14 protein-coding genes are annotated in these 14,722 nt (G+C 62.8%); 7 read left to right on the plus strand and 7 right to left on the minus strand.

Going from position 1 to position 14,722, the window contains the following annotated elements; all coding sequences use genetic code 11:
* The first annotated feature begins 52 nt into the window (after positions 1–52).
* The 3 genes from ENE74_RS07845 (at position 53) to xth (ending at position 2,133) form a co-directional block, all read left to right on the plus strand.
* A complete protein-coding gene (locus ENE74_RS07845) occupies positions 53–796 on the plus strand; it encodes a M23 family metallopeptidase (protein WP_127690308.1) in 744 nt (247 codons plus the stop codon).
* Positions 797–885: 89 nt separating this feature from the next.
* Entirely contained in the window at positions 886–1,212 is a 327-nt protein-coding gene (erpA, locus tag ENE74_RS07850) for an iron-sulfur cluster insertion protein ErpA (RefSeq protein WP_127690309.1), read from the plus strand.
* Between the two features lie 150 nt (positions 1,213–1,362).
* The gene (gene xth / locus ENE74_RS07855; RefSeq protein ID WP_127690310.1) at positions 1,363–2,133 is read left to right on the plus strand and encodes an exodeoxyribonuclease III; all 771 of its coding nucleotides are present in this window, start codon (positions 1,363–1,365) and stop codon (positions 2,131–2,133) included.
* Between the two features lie 83 nt (positions 2,134–2,216).
* On the opposite strand, the gene ENE74_RS07860 is transcribed toward xth, so the two are convergent.
* From ENE74_RS07860 to ENE74_RS07870, 3 genes are all read right to left on the minus strand, one after another.
* The gene (locus ENE74_RS07860) at positions 2,217–3,035 is read right to left on the minus strand and encodes a hypothetical protein (protein ID WP_241241885.1); all 819 of its coding nucleotides are present in this window, start codon (positions 3,033–3,035) and stop codon (positions 2,217–2,219) included.
* An 88-nt stretch (positions 3,036–3,123) separates the two neighbouring features.
* Positions 3,124–3,837 (minus strand): hypothetical protein, encoded by a 714-nt coding sequence (locus tag ENE74_RS07865; RefSeq protein ID WP_127690312.1) that lies wholly within the window; start codon positions 3,835–3,837, stop codon positions 3,124–3,126.
* 182 nt (positions 3,838–4,019) lie between these two features.
* Positions 4,020–5,177: a GNAT family protein gene (locus ENE74_RS07870; protein ID WP_127690313.1), complete on the minus strand. Its 1,158-nt coding sequence runs from the start codon at positions 5,175–5,177 to the stop codon at positions 4,020–4,022.
* A 181-nt stretch (positions 5,178–5,358) separates the two neighbouring features.
* On the opposite strand from ENE74_RS07870, the gene ENE74_RS07875 reads away from it, so the two are divergent.
* Complete coding sequence (locus tag ENE74_RS07875; RefSeq protein WP_127690619.1) at positions 5,359–6,399, plus strand: fatty acid desaturase family protein; 1,041 nt, start codon at positions 5,359–5,361, stop codon at positions 6,397–6,399.
* A 3-nt stretch (positions 6,400–6,402) separates the two neighbouring features.
* Here ENE74_RS07875 and lptG read toward each other — a convergent pair whose 3' ends face one another.
* Both lptG and lptF read right to left on the minus strand, forming a co-directional pair.
* Positions 6,403–7,503 carry an LPS export ABC transporter permease LptG gene (gene lptG / locus ENE74_RS07880; protein WP_127690620.1) on the minus strand — a complete coding sequence of 367 codons (1,101 nt, stop codon included), beginning with the start codon at positions 7,501–7,503 and terminating at the stop codon, positions 6,403–6,405.
* Positions 7,500–8,708 (minus strand): LPS export ABC transporter permease LptF, encoded by a 1,209-nt coding sequence (gene lptF / locus ENE74_RS07885; protein WP_127690621.1) that lies wholly within the window; start codon positions 8,706–8,708, stop codon positions 7,500–7,502. The genes lptG and lptF overlap by 4 nt, the downstream gene beginning before the upstream one ends.
* Positions 8,709–8,840: 132 nt before the next feature.
* Here lptF and ENE74_RS07890 point away from each other — a divergent pair, with 132 nt between their 5' ends.
* From ENE74_RS07890 to ENE74_RS07900, 3 genes are all read left to right on the plus strand, one after another.
* Entirely contained in the window at positions 8,841–9,383 is a 543-nt protein-coding gene (locus ENE74_RS07890; protein ID WP_127690314.1) for a DUF2141 domain-containing protein, read from the plus strand.
* Between the two features lie 21 nt (positions 9,384–9,404).
* Complete coding sequence (locus ENE74_RS07895) at positions 9,405–10,373, plus strand: diacylglycerol/lipid kinase family protein (RefSeq protein ID WP_127690315.1); 969 nt, start codon at positions 9,405–9,407, stop codon at positions 10,371–10,373.
* Positions 10,374–10,500: 127 nt separating this feature from the next.
* Positions 10,501–11,424 (plus strand): hypothetical protein, encoded by a 924-nt coding sequence (locus ENE74_RS07900; protein ID WP_127690316.1) that lies wholly within the window; start codon positions 10,501–10,503, stop codon positions 11,422–11,424.
* On the opposite strand, the gene ENE74_RS07905 is transcribed toward ENE74_RS07900, so the two are convergent.
* Entirely contained in the window at positions 11,381–13,381 is a 2,001-nt protein-coding gene (locus tag ENE74_RS07905; RefSeq protein ID WP_241241886.1) for an ATP-binding protein, read from the minus strand. The two genes, ENE74_RS07900 and ENE74_RS07905, sit on opposite strands and share 44 nt — an antisense overlap.
* Before the next feature lie 71 nt (positions 13,382–13,452).
* Positions 13,453–14,715 (minus strand): serine palmitoyltransferase, encoded by a 1,263-nt coding sequence (spt, locus tag ENE74_RS07910; RefSeq protein WP_127690317.1) that lies wholly within the window; start codon positions 14,713–14,715, stop codon positions 13,453–13,455.
* Positions 14,716–14,722 lie beyond the last annotated feature (7 nt).

A 14,722-nucleotide genomic window follows, 5' to 3' on the forward strand; every position in this document is an offset into this window, starting at 1 on the left:
GGTCTGAACGTCTCGCGGCTTTTTGCGGTGCGGCGGCAATATCGGGGTTCGCATGTCGCAACGTTACAAAGCCAACGACAAGACTAGCCGTTTGTTCCACAGTTTTTCCGCCTCCGCCGCAAAAGCCGCCTGCTTTGCAATGGCTGCTGCATTGTGCTGCGCCGCAGCGCCCGCACAAGCCGCGGATGAGGACGGCCCCTATGCCGACGTGACCGAGGCCGACCTGGCCGCCACACAGGCACCCGTCGCGCAGAATGATGCGGGCTTCACGTCTCTGTTTTCGAGCTGGAAGAAGATGGACAATGTTGCCCAGTCTTCGGTCTACATTCCTTCGGGTCGCCCGGTGGAAAAGCTCAGCCTCACCAGCAACTTCGGCATCCGCCATGATCCGTTCAACGGATCGGCCCGCATGCACAAGGGCATTGATATTCCCGGTCCCGTCGGTACGCCGATTTATGCGACCGCCGACGGCATCGTCGCCCGCGCAGGCTGGGCCAGCGGCTATGGCAATCTTGTCGAAATCTCGCACGGCAACGGCATGGAAACGCGCTATGGCCACATGTCGAAGCTGGTCGTCGCACCCAACAGCCGGGTGCGCCGTGGCCAGATCATCGGTCTGATGGGATCGACCGGTCGCTCGACCGGCAGTCACCTGCATTATGAAGTGCGCGTCGCGGGCAATGCCATCAACCCGCTGCCCTTCGTCGCCAGTTCCGATTATCTCGTGGCGCTGAACAGCAAGCCGCCGGTCGCCATGGGCGGCCCGACGCCGGGACAGGAAAAGGCCGCCGACTGACCGGCGCTTTCCCGTCTGAAATCATCGCTTTTGCAGAAGGCCCGGCAGCACCGCTTGCCGGGCCTTCTGCTTGCGCCTATCTAAAGGCCATGACCGAAATCGATTTGACCCCCTCGGCGGCGTCCCGCGTTGCCGCCATTGCACAACGCCAGGGCAAGGCGGCGATCCTGCGCCTTGCCGTGGAAGGGGGCGGCTGTTCCGGCTTTCAGTATCGCTTCGGTCTGGCGGATGCCGTCGATGCGGAGGATGTCGCCGTCGAGCGCGACGGCGTGACGCTCGTGGTCGATTCCGTAAGCCTGGACCTGGTGCGGGGCGCGGCGGTCGATTATGTCGAGGATCTGGGCGGCGCGGCCTTCAAGGTAACAAACCCCAATGCGACGGCGGGTTGCGGCTGCGGCTCCAGTTTCTCGGTGTGATTTTCTAAGCGGATATTTCCTGATCCGTTCGCCCTGAGCTTGTCGAAGGGGCCCACTGAGCGTAGCGAAGTGCCTTCCCCCGGATCAAGTCCGGGGTCAGTTGAGAGCTTCGACAAGCTCGGCTCGAACGGTCTGGGGGAATCGCTTCCAATGCGCATCGCCACATTCAACATTAACGGCATCAAGGCCCGCCTGCCGCGCCTGATCGAATGGCTTGAGGAAACGCAGCCCGACGTCGCCTGCCTCCAGGAAATCAAGACGTCTGACGAGACGTTCCCGGAAAAGGATATCGCGGCGGCGGGCTATGGCGCAATCTGGCACGGGCAAAAGGGGTTCAACGGCGTCGCCATCCTTGCGCGCGGGCAGATGCCGGTCGAGATAGCGCGGGGGCTGGAAGGCGAGGCGGAGGACGAGCACAGCCGCTATCTGGAGGCCGATGTCGACGGTATCCGCGTCGCCAGCATCTACCTGCCCAACGGCAATCCGCAACCGGGGCCGAAGTTCGACTACAAGCTGCGCTGGATGCACCGCCTGCGACTGCGCGCGGCGCAGATATGGGCGGAGGAAGTGCCCGCCGTGCTGGCCGGGGACTATAACGTCATCCCGCAGGACCGCGACACCTTCTCGGTCAAGGCGATGGAGACCGATGCGCTGATGCAGCCCGAAAGCCGCGCCGCCTATCGCCGGTTGCTGGGCGACGGCTGGACGGATGCACTGGCCAGCCGCCATCCGCAGGGCGGGGTGTGGACCTATTGGGATTATCAGGCGAACAGCTGGCCCCGCGACGCAGGATTTCGCATCGACCATCTGCTGCTCAGCCCCGCCGCCGCCGACCGCCTGAAAGACGCGCAAGTGGACAAGGACCATCGCGGCCGGGAAAAGGCAAGCGATCACGCGCCTGCGTGGGTGGAACTGGGGTAGGGGCAGGAACGACATCTGTCGTTCCTGATTTTGCCGTCGACATCCCTGTGGGCTGTCAGTGCCCAGTCATGTCCACATCCTGCTCAGAAGCGACGATGATCCTCGCCATCGATCAGGTCACAGCTTCCCCTGAACGCATAGGGGTCCAGGCCCCGGATCGAGATCTGACCGCTGCGCCGATTGATGATGACCTCCGGCTTGTTCAGGCCATTCAGCCGGTACTTCGCGCGAATGACATCCGATCCCGTTTCGACATCGTACAGGTCCCACCAGCTGTCGCTGCCGCGCGAATGGATGGGCGGCACGAGCTTTTTCGGCAGGCTGATCCTGCCTCCGCCATCCCAGAGCTGGATCATGACCGAAGCGTCGAACTGCTGCGCGGTCATTTCCGTCCGATTGCCATAGTCGTAGCGATTGCGTCGGCTGTTCCACGACCATCCATAAGTCGTCGCTACGCCCGGCCGCTGGCCATCGCCAAAGCAGACGAGACCGAGATCGACGGCATTCTGCCCGACGCGCAGCGGTCCACGTTCGTCGGCATAACTGGGCGATTCGCGGCCCGGGCCGGGGCGGGTAAAGCCCACGTCCGGCCGATTGCGTGACTCGTAGTCATCGCGCACAGGCGGCCTCTGATTGCAGTCAGGCGCGGGCGACGATGTAATGGAGGCGTAGCGTCCGTCCATCGTCGCAACAGTGACGCACTGACGGCTTCGCGCATTCCACCAATAGCTATACTTGCGATCATCGCCGGTCTGCGTCTTCACGAAGACATAACCGCGCGCCTGGATCGCTGTCTCCGCCCCTGCAGCGCGTGCGCCGACAAGATCGCGGAGGTCGGCCGGCGTCTGTGCATGCGCAGAACCGGCAATCATGGCGATAGCAGCGGCGCTAATGGTCAACATTCTCATGGGCTTGCTCCCACTTGGCAATGGCGAACCACTACCATGAAAGCCTGGGCCAGCATAGGATGCTTCTATCAGCAACGCATCGTCAAACGATCATGAGCGCGATCGCGACGAACATTATCGTTGCAAGGCATGTCGATACTAGCGCCTGTCCCAATCCGGCGACGAACGAAATGTGGAGCTTTCGGGAAAACCAGAGTGACTGAACGCTCAGATACCAGCCAATTGCGAAGATCACGACGATCGCGCCTGTGATGTGGCCGTCAGGGAGGGGGGCGGTCGTCAGTAGCGTACCAATGCCGATCAGGAGAGCGAACGGTGCTGCCGTGAAACATTGACCGTAAAATGGGCGGCGCAGATTTGGATGGGTGAGCCGGACGCTCTGTCGGCGAAGTAGCCGGACTGACATCATCAAGGGGAACAGGCTGAACAAGATCATGCGCAACGCAAGCAACGCAAGATCGGAATCCACCAATGCAGCCAGACCGTGACGGTCGGACAGAAGCGGATTTTGCCCCGCCACTGCCGCTTCGATGCCATGCGAAATCAGAAGCGTGAGGAACAGAAACAAAGGCGGCCGGATTGCGTCATCATACTGATCTTCCGGCTTGTCGGAAACTTCACGATCTGCATAGGCCATCATCTTGAGGGGGCGGACCAGCGCGCGCCAGAGTGTCATGGGATAAAAGACGAGCCAGCCCATGACGGTATAGAGCGCCTCGTCGAGGGACTCGATGATCTTCATGAAATCCATAAAGACAACGTCTCGATTTTTAGTGACGCTGTCGAGCCCCGGCATGACAGGTTACGGCGGAAGAAGCATGCCGCAAGTGACGATTATCCCCTGCGAAGGCCGGGGTCCAGCGCCCCAAATTCTATACCATGCGGCCCTGAACCACCGCTTTCGCTGGGGAACAGCAACGTACTTGCCGGAACGCTATGGCTACCGCCGCACATCACATGCACGCCTCGCTGGCCCCCTCACAGCCCCTTTTCGTAAATCTGGTAGCTCTTGTTCGTAAACGCGTCGATCGCCTTGGTGATGGCGACCATCCCCTGATTGTCCTCCAGGATCCAGCCCATCTCGCCGCGGGTCGCGCCGTAATGTTTCACCGAATCGCGGCGGATGAACTCGATCATCATGAAGGCCAGCTGGCTCGCCATGCGTGATGACTGGAGCTTCTGCACAACCCCCATCAGCGGCACCCGCATCGTCCGCACCTTCGGCTTGCGCAGCCACAGCAGCAGCTTGGCCCAGCCGAAGGGGAGGAGCGATCCGTTGAGGGGCTTGAGCGCCTCGTTGAGGTCCGGCAGGGTCATCATGAAGGCGACGGGTTCGCCGTCGACTTCGGCGATGCGGATGAGGTCTTCGTAGACGATCGGTTTCAGCTTCTTGCCGGTGAAGGCGACTTCGCTGTCGGTGATCGGCACGAAGCCCCAGTTCTTCCCCCAGGCGTCGTTCAGGATATGCAGGATGATCGCGGCGTCGCGGTCGAAATGTTTCTTGCTCACCTTGCGGATGACGATGCGCGGATTCTTCTCGCCCGACTCCACGATCCGCTGGATGAGCGGGGAAAAGCCCTTTTCGATATTGATTTCATAGCAATGGAGCAGCTTGGCGGGCGTGAAGCCCGCGTTTTCGATCCATGCCTGATAGGCGGGGCTGTTGTGCCCCATCATCACCGTAGGGGGATGATCGTGGCCGTGGACGAGCAGGCCCGGTTCCTCCCAGATGGAAAGCGAGATCGGCCCCAGCACGCGCGTCATCCCCTTGGCGCGCAGCCAGTCTTCGGCAGTAGCTATCAGCGCATGGGCCGTCGCCGCGTCGGTCGCCTCGAACAGGCCGAAATTGCCGGTGCCCGGACCCATGCCCTGTTCCGGCGGCAGCTTGAGCGCCAGATGATCGATGTGCGCGGATATCCGCCCGACCACTTTGCCGCCGCGGCGGGCCAGGAAATATTGCGCCTCGCCATGTTCGAACCAGGGGTTCTTGCCCGGCGTGATGAGGCCGTAGACTTCGGACTTGAGCGGCGGCACCCAGGCCGGGTCGTTGGCATAGATCGTCCAGGGCAGATCGACGAAGGCCTTGCGGTCCGCCTTGCCGTTGACGGGAGAGATCACTACGTCGCTGTCTGCCATGATGCCGTTTTCGTGATGGAAAGATAGGGCAGCAGTGCCGGGAGGGTGCGGGCACTGTCAAGCCGGTCAGGCGGGGGCAAGGGCGATTGTGCCATGGTGCTGCCACGAACTGCCCGCATTTGGCCGGTAGGAGAACTGCATGACGAAGTATGAATCGATTGCCGTGCCGCCTGCCGCCATAATGGCGGAGCGCCGCAGTGTGCCGGTGCCCGACGATGCCGCCATGCTGCGCTTTGCCGCCGATCTGAACCGCGAATATGCGGCGGCCAATCCGCGCATCTACTGGCCCGATTTCCTGCTTTCGACGGCGCTTGGTTATGCGGGGCTGGCAGGCGCGATTTTGCTGGATGGGACTGGAGCGGTGCTGCTGAGCGGTCTGGTCGCGATGCTGGCGCTGTATCGCGCGGCGAGCTTCATCCATGAATTGACGCACATCCGCAAAGGCGTACTGCCGGGCTTCCGCTTCGCCTGGAATGCGCTGATCGGTGTGCCGCTGATGATCCCGTCCTTCATGTACGAAGGGGTGCATACCCTGCATCATGCGCGCACGCGCTATGGGACGGCGAACGATCCTGAATATCTGCCGCTTGCCCTGATGAAGCCCTGGTCGCTGCCCTTGTTCGTGCTGATCGCGATGCTGGCCCCGGTTGGGCTGATCCTGCGTTTTGGCGTACTGACGCCGCTGTCGCTGCTGATCCCGCCGCTTCGCGCTGCCGTGGAGGCGCAATATTCGGCGCTTTCGATCAACCCCGCCTTTCGCCGTCGCCCGGCTGAAGGAGAATTGCGGCGGCAATGGATATGGCAGGAGGCAGGCGCAAGTCTGTTCGCGCTGGCGCTCGTGGCCAGCGTGTTCGCCTTCCGCTGGCGACCCCTACTGACCTATATGGCTATTCATTCGGCGATGACCGTCATTAACCAGTTGCGCACACTGGTCGCGCATCTGTGGGAGAATGACGGCGATGCGATGACGGTGACGGCGCAATATCTCGATTCGGTCAACGTGCCGCCGCCGGGCTGGATTGCGGAAATCTGGGCACCGGTCGGCCTGCGCTATCACGCGCTGCATCACCTGTTGCCAAGCGTGCCCTATCATGCGCTGGGTAAGGCGCATCGCCGGATGACGGCGGCGCTGGACATCGCGCAGACGTATGGCCGGGCGAACTATGCGGGTATGGGGCCGCTGCTGGGCAAAATTGCGCGGAGTACGATGGGAATACGGTAGGTTTTATTCCTCCGTCCGTACCAGTACCGTTTCGCCCACCAGCAGGAATAGTAGAAACGGTGCCCATGCGGCCATCAGAGGCGGATAGGCCCCCAGATTGCCCATCGCTAAGGCGAAATTGTCCGCCACGAAATAGGTGAAGCCCAGCGACATGCCGATCACCGCGCGGATGAACAGCTTGCCGGAACGCGCCAGTCCGAAAGCGGCGACGGAACCGAGCAGCGGCATCAGCAGGGCGGAAAGCGGCCCGGATACCTTGTGCCATAGCGCGCCTTCCAGCGCCGCAGTCGGGCGGCCCGCGTCCTTCAGGTCGGACACGGCGGTGCCCAGCGCACCGATCGACAGGCCATTGGCATCCACCCGCGCCAGCGTGAACTGGTCCGGGCGGATATCCCGCCCGAAGCGCACCGTTCCAAGCGGGCGCGAAGTGCCTTGCGCGACATCGAACGCGCGTGCCTGCTCCAATATCCAGCCGCCGCCTTGCGCGTCGTAGCGGCCGCGCGGTGCCTGATAGATACTGATAAGGCTGTTGTTGACGCGGTTGAAAATCTCGACATTGCGCAAAAGGGTGTTCGCGCCGCGCCCGCCGACGATTCCTGCCGACACCAGATTGTTGCCGTCGCGCACCCATACGTTCGTCTTGACGCCGCTGTCGCGCGGGGGTGGCCCATAGTCCACGGCCGCCCATGCGTCGAGCGAAGCGGAGGCCCGCGCCACGATCCGTTCGTTGAACACAAAGCTGACGATCGAAATGCCCAGCGCGACGACGATCAGCGGCGCAAGGATCTGATGCGCGGAAAGCCCCGCCGCCTTCATCGAGATGATTTCGCTATTCTGGTTGAGCGTCGCCAGCGTCACCAATGTTCCCAGCAGCACCGAAAAGGGCAGGAAACGCGCGATGATCTGCGGCGCGCGCAGCATCACATAATGGAGAAGCTGCGCATTGCCGTTGCGGGGATAGGCCAGCACGTCGCCCGATTCGCCCAGCAAGTCGAGCGTCTGGAGCACGATCACCAGCAATGCGAGCACGGCAAAGGTGCGCACCAGGAACAGCCGCCCCATATACAGCGCAAGCCGCTTCGACGGAAAGAATTGCAGCATCATGGCCGCGCCACCGCTGTGTTGCGGCGCTTGCCGAGGCGCAGGCGCGCGCCGATCCATTTGCCGATCTTGGCAAAGGCAATTTCCAGCGCGCCGATCGGCTGGCCACCCGGGCGGTGCGCCACGACATGATACATCCACAGGATCAGCGCGGCGACACCCAGGAACGGCACCCACAGGGCAACAAGCGGGTCGATCCTGCCCAGCGCGCCGACTGCTTCGCCATATTCGTTGATTTTGTGATAGGTCACGATGAAGACGATCGAGAGGAACACGCCCAAGGCAGACGTTGACCTTTTGGGCGGAATGGCGAAGGCGAGCGCGGCCAGCGGCAGCAGCAGCATCATCGCCACCTCAACCATGCGGAAATGGAAATTGGCGCGCACTTCGCTGCGCAATTCGCGGTCGCTGGTGGTTTTACCGACCCGTACCAGCTCGGGCAGCGTCAGCTCCCGGTCGGCGTCGCCGCGACCGCGGAACCGCTCGATCTGCGGCAGATCGATCGGCAGATCGTGGCTCGAAAAGCTCAGGATGCGCGGCGCTGTATATTGCGGCGCGTTGTTGACCAGCACGCCGTTGCGCAGACGGAATATGATGACGTCGGGGTCATCGGTGGCAAGGAAGGTGCCGCTTGCCGCCGTCACCGCCAGGCTTTGCCCGTCCTTGCCCAATATGCGCACGAATATCCCGTGGAGATCGGTGCCTTTCTGGCGGCTTTCCTCGATCCGCAGCGTCATTTTCTTGCCCAGGGTCGTGAACTCGCCCACCTTGATCGAGGCGCCTAGCGCGCCCGATCGCAGCTCGAACCGCAGCCCTTCATAGGCATAGCGGGCGTAAGGCTGAACGAAACCGACGATCGCCAGATTGATGAGCGCAAGGCCGATGGCATACATATAAGGCACCCGCAGAAGCCGCCCGTAACTCATGCCGATCGCGCGGAACACGTCCAGCTCCGATGACAGCGCGAGCTGCCGGAATGCCAGCAATATGCCCAGCATCAGGCCGATCGGGATGCCAAGCGAGAGATATTCGGGTATCATGTTGGCGAGCATTCGCCATACGACGCTGACCGGGCCCCCTTCGGCCGCGACAAAGTCGAACAGACGCAGCATCTTGTCCAGAACCAGCAGCATCGCAGCGATGACGAGCGTGCTGAGCAGCGGAACGGCGATGAGCCGGGCAATATATCGGTCAGTGGCGCTCAGCATTTTCAATATATGGTCGTTCCATCACCATGATTTGGCCGCAAACCCCGCCCATATCACAGTCCGGGCGAACAGGGATGGCGCAGGTACGGCGCAAGCCAGACAGGCGCTATAGCTGGCAGGAGTGTGTTGGTCATGTTGAAAGTGCTGCCCCGCAACGGGTTCCGGACAGGTGCCGCGCCTTTGGCTGCGTCGCTGCTGGTGCTTGGGGCTGCCGCAGCTCCGGTAACGGCGCAGGCGATCGGTCCGCATGCCAGTTCCTGCGCGCGCAATGCCTCTGCCGTGCTTGTCCATGTCGAGGGGCTGAAGGCACGGACCGGCATGCTGCGCGTGCAGTTGTACGAGGCCAATCCCAAGACTTTCCTGGAAAAGCGGCAATATGTCGAGCGTATCGAACTGGCCGTGCCACGTTCCGGCCCGCTCGATGTCTGCGTTGCCGTGCCCAAGCCGGGCAACTATGCGCTGTATGTGCGGCACGACGCGAACGGATCGGGCAAGAGTGACCGATCGGACGGCGGCGGCTTTTCGGGCAACCCCAGAGTGAGCCTCACCGATTTGGCGTTCAAGCGCAAGCCGGACCTCGCCAAGACGCAATTCGCCGTCGGCAACGCCACCCGCGAGATTCGCGTCGTCCTCAATTATGTTCAGGGCTTGAGCTTCAAGCCGCTGGGCGCCTGATCCGCAAAGGGGCCGGTTTCCATGGCATGCGTCGCGCTTCTGTCCAACCCCCAGTCCACGGGGAACCGGCAGACGTTGCCGCGTGTCCGCACCTATTGCGCGGCCAATCCGGACATCTTCCATTATGAAGTCGAGAGCGTCGACCAGATCGGCCGGGCGCTTCAGACGATCGCCCGCGTCAATCCCGCCGTCATCGTCATCAACGGCGGCGACGGAACGGTGCAGGCCGCGCTGACGGAACTCTATCAGGGCGCGCATTTCAACGGCAAGGTGCCGCCGATCGCGGTGCTGCCCAATGGCAAGACGAACCTGATCGCGCTGGACCTTGGCATTCATGGCGATCCCGTGAAGGCGCTGGAACGGATCGTGCATATTGCCAAGACGGGGGTTACAGACCATGTCGTGGTGCGCGAGTTGATCGCGCTGTCCAACGGACAGGCGGGCAGCCGCCCGGTGCTCGGCATGTTCCTGGGTGGCGCGGGTCTGGCCGACTATATCCTCTATTGCCGGAACAAGATTTATCCGCTCGGCCTGCCCAACAGCATCAGCCACGCGCTCACGGCGCTGGCCGTTGTTTTTTCGGTGCTGTTCGGGATCAAGGGCAAGTTCATGCCGCCGGTGTCGCGCCCCGTCTCCATTTCGCTCATCCGCGACGGCCAACTCGCCGGGCGTTTCGCTGTGCTGATCGTGACGACGCTGGAGCGGTTGTTGCTGGGCGCGCGTTCCGCCAATACGCCGCGCGGATCGATGAAGCTGATGGCTGTGGACCAGAATGGGCCGGCTGTATTGCGCATGCTGGGCGCCGCGCTGCTGGGCCGGTTCGGCACGCGCAAGATGCAGGGCATCCATCTGGAACAGGGCGACACGATCCGCATCGAAGGCGATCGCAGCAGCGTCATTCTGGATGGCGAAATCTTCGAGGCGAACGAGGGCTATCCGATCGTCCTGCGCTCCACCGCGCCGGTGCCGTTCCTGCGGCTGGCGGCCTGAGAGGATATATTCTATTTCCGTTCGGGCCGAGCGTGTCGAAGCCTGCGCCTGAGCGCAAGCGAAGGCACCTCGCTATTTGCTCGGTTTGGCCCTTCGACTTCGCTCAGGGCGAACGGTGAAAGTCTGAATGTCGCAATCCCTCTCCACCCTCGTCGCGGAAGAACTCGCCCTGCCTGCCGATCCGCGCGCGGTGACCATGGCGGCGGCGCTGGCCGCGCGCTATCCGGGGGCGGCGCGGGCGGTGCTGTTCTACGGTTCCTGCCTGCGGGAAGCGAATCTCGATGGACTGATGCTCGATTTCTACCTGATCGTGTCGGACTATCGCGCCGCTTACGGCAAAAGCTGGCTGGCGCGCGCCAATGCGCTGATCCCGCCCAATGTCTTTCCGTTCGAACATGACGGGCTGATTTCCAAATATGCGGTTCTGAGCGAAGCGGATTTCCATCGCCTGTGCGGGATGGAGGCGGACAATGTCTCGGTATGGGCGCGCTTCGCCCAGCCGAGCCGACTGCTATGGTCGGCGGATGAGGCTGCGCGGGAAAAGGCTGTCGCGGCGGTATCGCGCGCAATACCCGCGCTCTTCCAACTCACCCTGCCCATATTGCCGCCCGATACCGATTTCACGTCGGCCGATATCTGGAAAACCGGGTTCGCGCGCACCTACAATGCAGAATTGCGTGCGGAAAAGGCCGGAAGATCAGTGTCCATCGTCGATTCGGACCCCTACCGATACGACCGCTTCGGCGAAGCGGCTCTGATGCGGATCGCGCAGGATATGGGTGTCGGACCGAACGGTGGGGTCCCCAATGCTCTGTCACCGGCCGCCGCTGAACAACGCTGGCGCAGGCTTCAGCGGCGCGGGAAATGGCTGTCGGTAGCTCGCCTCGCCAAGGCGAGTTTCACTTTCGCGGGCGGGATCGATTATCTGGCGTGGAAGATCAACCGCCACGCAGGCACGCAGATTGTCATCAAGCCGTGGCAGCGGCGCTGGCCGCTGCTGGGTGCCATCACTCTGCTGCCTGCGCTGTTTCGGTCTGGTGCGGTGCGCTAGGCAAATCCGGCCCCGCCTTGATGGCGTCCGAAATGGCGCGCGCCAGGATCGCCAGCGTATAGGGTTTGCGCAGCACCTGATGCCCCTCGAACATCGTCGCATTGTCGATGTCCCCTGCATAGCCGGTGACGAACAGCACCGGTACGGCGCGATAGGCATCCGGCAGGCTCGCGATCATCTCCGGTCCGGTCATCCCCGGCATCAGCACGTCGCTGACGATCAGGCCGACGTCGCCGTGCCGCTCCAGCATGGCCGCCGCCTCGCTGGCATGGGGGCAGGCGATGGGCAAGTGGCCCAGCTCCGCGATCGCATCCATCGACTGGGAAAGGACACGCGGATCATCCTCCACCACCAATATGCGCGTCGGCGGCAGATCGGTTGTTTCCACGATGTCCTGCGTCGCGGCCATGGTCGCGGCCTGCTGCGCCGTCATATGCTTGCGCGGCAGGAACAGGTCCACCTGCGTGCCTTCGCCGGGCGTCGAGAGGATGCGGATTTCGCCATCGCATTGCCGCACGAAGCCGAAAATCTGGCTGAGGCCAAGACCGGTGCCCTGACCGACCGGCTTGGTGGTGAAGAACGGCTCGAACACGCGCTGCAGGACGTCGGCATCCATGCCGCACCCGCTGTCCTTGACGGTCAGGCAAATATAATCACCACCGGCACATTCGCCGATTTCGTGCTCGGCCAGCGTCGCCTGCGCGGTGGCGATGGTCAGCGTGCCGCGCCCGTCCATGGCGTCACGCGCATTGACGCACAGGTTCAGGATCGCATTTTCAAGCTGGTGCCGGTCCACGAAAATCGCCCAGCCTGATGCGCCCGTATCGATCGTCACGGTGATCTGGTCGCCGATCGTTCGGTCGATCAAGTCGCTCATGTCGCGGATCAGCGCATCGGGATCGGTCGGTGCAGGCAACAGCGGCTCGGCGCGGGCAAAGGCCAGCAGGCGACGGGTCAGGGCCGAGGCGCGATTCGCTCCCTCCATGGCGTTGTCGATGTGCCGTTGCGCATTGGCGGGGTCTTCGTGCAGCTTGCGGCGCGCCAGTTCCAGCCCGCCGGACACGACCGCGAGCATATTGTTGAAGTCATGCGCGATGCCGCCGGTCAACTGGCCGACAGCCTCCATTTTCTGCATCTGGCGCAGGCTTTCCTCGGCAGCGGCGCGTTCGGCCGCCTCCTGTTTCAATCGCGCGTTCGCATCGCGCAACTCGGCGGTGCGCGCCGTTACGGCTGCCTCCAGCCGGTCCGCGCGCACCATTTCGGCATCGGCCAGGCGGCGGGCATTGCGCCGGTCGGCCCAGGCGGACATCGCCGCCCATGCCGCGCACAACGCCCCCACCAGAATGACCAGGCCGATAAGCATATAGGTGCGGCTGACCCGTTCGCTACGCGCCCCGGCCAGATTGGCTGCGGTACTCCGCTCGGCAAGGCGGGCATTCTCCGCCCTTATGATCGCGTCCAGCCGCGCGTTGATGGCCTTCAGGTTTTCCGCCTTTCCAGCCTGATGGAATTGCGCCAGCGCCCCCAGTTTCTGGTCGTAGGTGGTCCGCAGGCCGATTTCGCTCAGCATCTTGCCGCGGTCCACGAAAGCGTCGCGCAGACCGTTTATGGCATCCTTCTGCCAGGAGCTCCTGCGGGTGGCGAAGACCAGCGCGTCCAGTTCCGCCGACGCGCTGCGCCATTGCGACTGGAACAGCCGACCGATGTCGGGATCAAGGCTGATGACATAGCGGGCCAGCGTGGTTTCGGACTTCGCGATCGAAGCATCGAGCCGGTTGGCCAGCACGATGACTTCGAAGCTGTGCTGCTGTTCGGCCAGTGCCGTGTCCCGGTCGTTACTGGCGATGGTCGCGAAATACAGCAGGGCGGCAAGTGCGGTGACCAGCGGCAATCCGATCGCCGCCGCCACCACGTTGCGCAGCACACGCCTGGTCTTTGGCAGTTCGTCTTCGGTCAAGCGGCAACCTCCCGTTCCGCGCCTTCATAGTCCAGAACGCGAATCGGGGGAAGGTCCTGCGCCGTATCCGGTCAGGCAATGGCCCCGGTCGCCTTGCCTGCCGCCTTGAACATCGCGATGATCTGCGTCACCTGATCGCTGCTATGTTCCGCACAGAGCGAACAGCGCAGCAGGAAGGTGCCGGTCGGCGTGGCGGGCGGCCGCGCCATGTTGACGTACAGGCCCAGCTCCAGCAGCGCCTGCCACATGGCCACGGCCTGGGTCTGGTCGGTCAGGATGACGGAGATGATCGCCGACTGCGGGGTATCGGTGCCAAGCGTAAAGCCCAGGGCTTTGAGCGCCCCGTGCAGGCGGCGGCTGTTTTCCCAAAGATGGGCGCGCTTGTCCTGCGCGTGCATCAGCTTGCGGATCGAGGTCGCGGCGGTCGCGACGACGCTGGGGGGCAGCGAGGCGGTGAACACATAAGGACGGCAGACAAGGCGCATCACGTCAAACTTGGGATGATTGGACACGCAGAAACCGCCGACCGTGCCCACCGATTTGGAGAATGTACCGACGACGAAATCGACGTCTGCCTCGACGCCCTGCTCCTCGTAGACGCCACGGCCATTGGGGCCGAAAAAGCCCATACCATGCGCTTCATCGACCAGGATCATGCAGTTGGCATGTTTGCGGATTGCCGCCACCATGTCCGGCAAAGGTGCGATATCGCCCAGCATCGAATAGACGCCTTCGAGCACGACCAGCTTCTGCGCGTCGGCTGGCAATCGCCCCAATCGTTTATCCAGATCCTCGACGCTGTTGTGACGGAAGCGGACGATTTCGGCGTTGCCCAGGAAACAGCCGTCATAGATCGAGGCATGACTGTCGGCATCAAGGACGATGTAATCGCCTTTGCCCGCGAGGGTGGAGATAATGCCGAGATTCGCCTGATAGCCGGTCGAAAAGACCATGGCATGGTCCATGCCGTAGAACTCGCGCAGCGCCGCCTCGACTTGCTTGTGCCCCTGATAAGTGCCGTTGAGCACGCGGCTGCCGGTTGTGCCCGCACCGAAATCGTCAAGCGCCTGCTTGCCCGCGGCGATCACGTCCGGGTCGAACGTCATGCCCATATAATTGTACGTGCCCAGCAGGATCGTGTCCTTGCCCTTGATGACGGCCAGCGTCGGCGATTTCACTTCGTCCATGACGATGGCGAAGGGATCGCGCACCCCCGTCGCCATCAGCGCCTCGCGCTCGGCGATTAGCGGATCGAACTTCGAAAACAGGTCGCGCGCCTGGGGCACTTCGGCGGGGGTCTGCGCGTCGTTGGCGGTCTGTGCAGCGAGGCTCATGATGGTT

The sequence above is a fragment of the Sphingobium algorifonticola genome, assembly GCF_004005485.1.
GTDB lineage: Bacteria > Pseudomonadota > Alphaproteobacteria > Sphingomonadales > Sphingomonadaceae > Sphingobium > Sphingobium algorifonticola.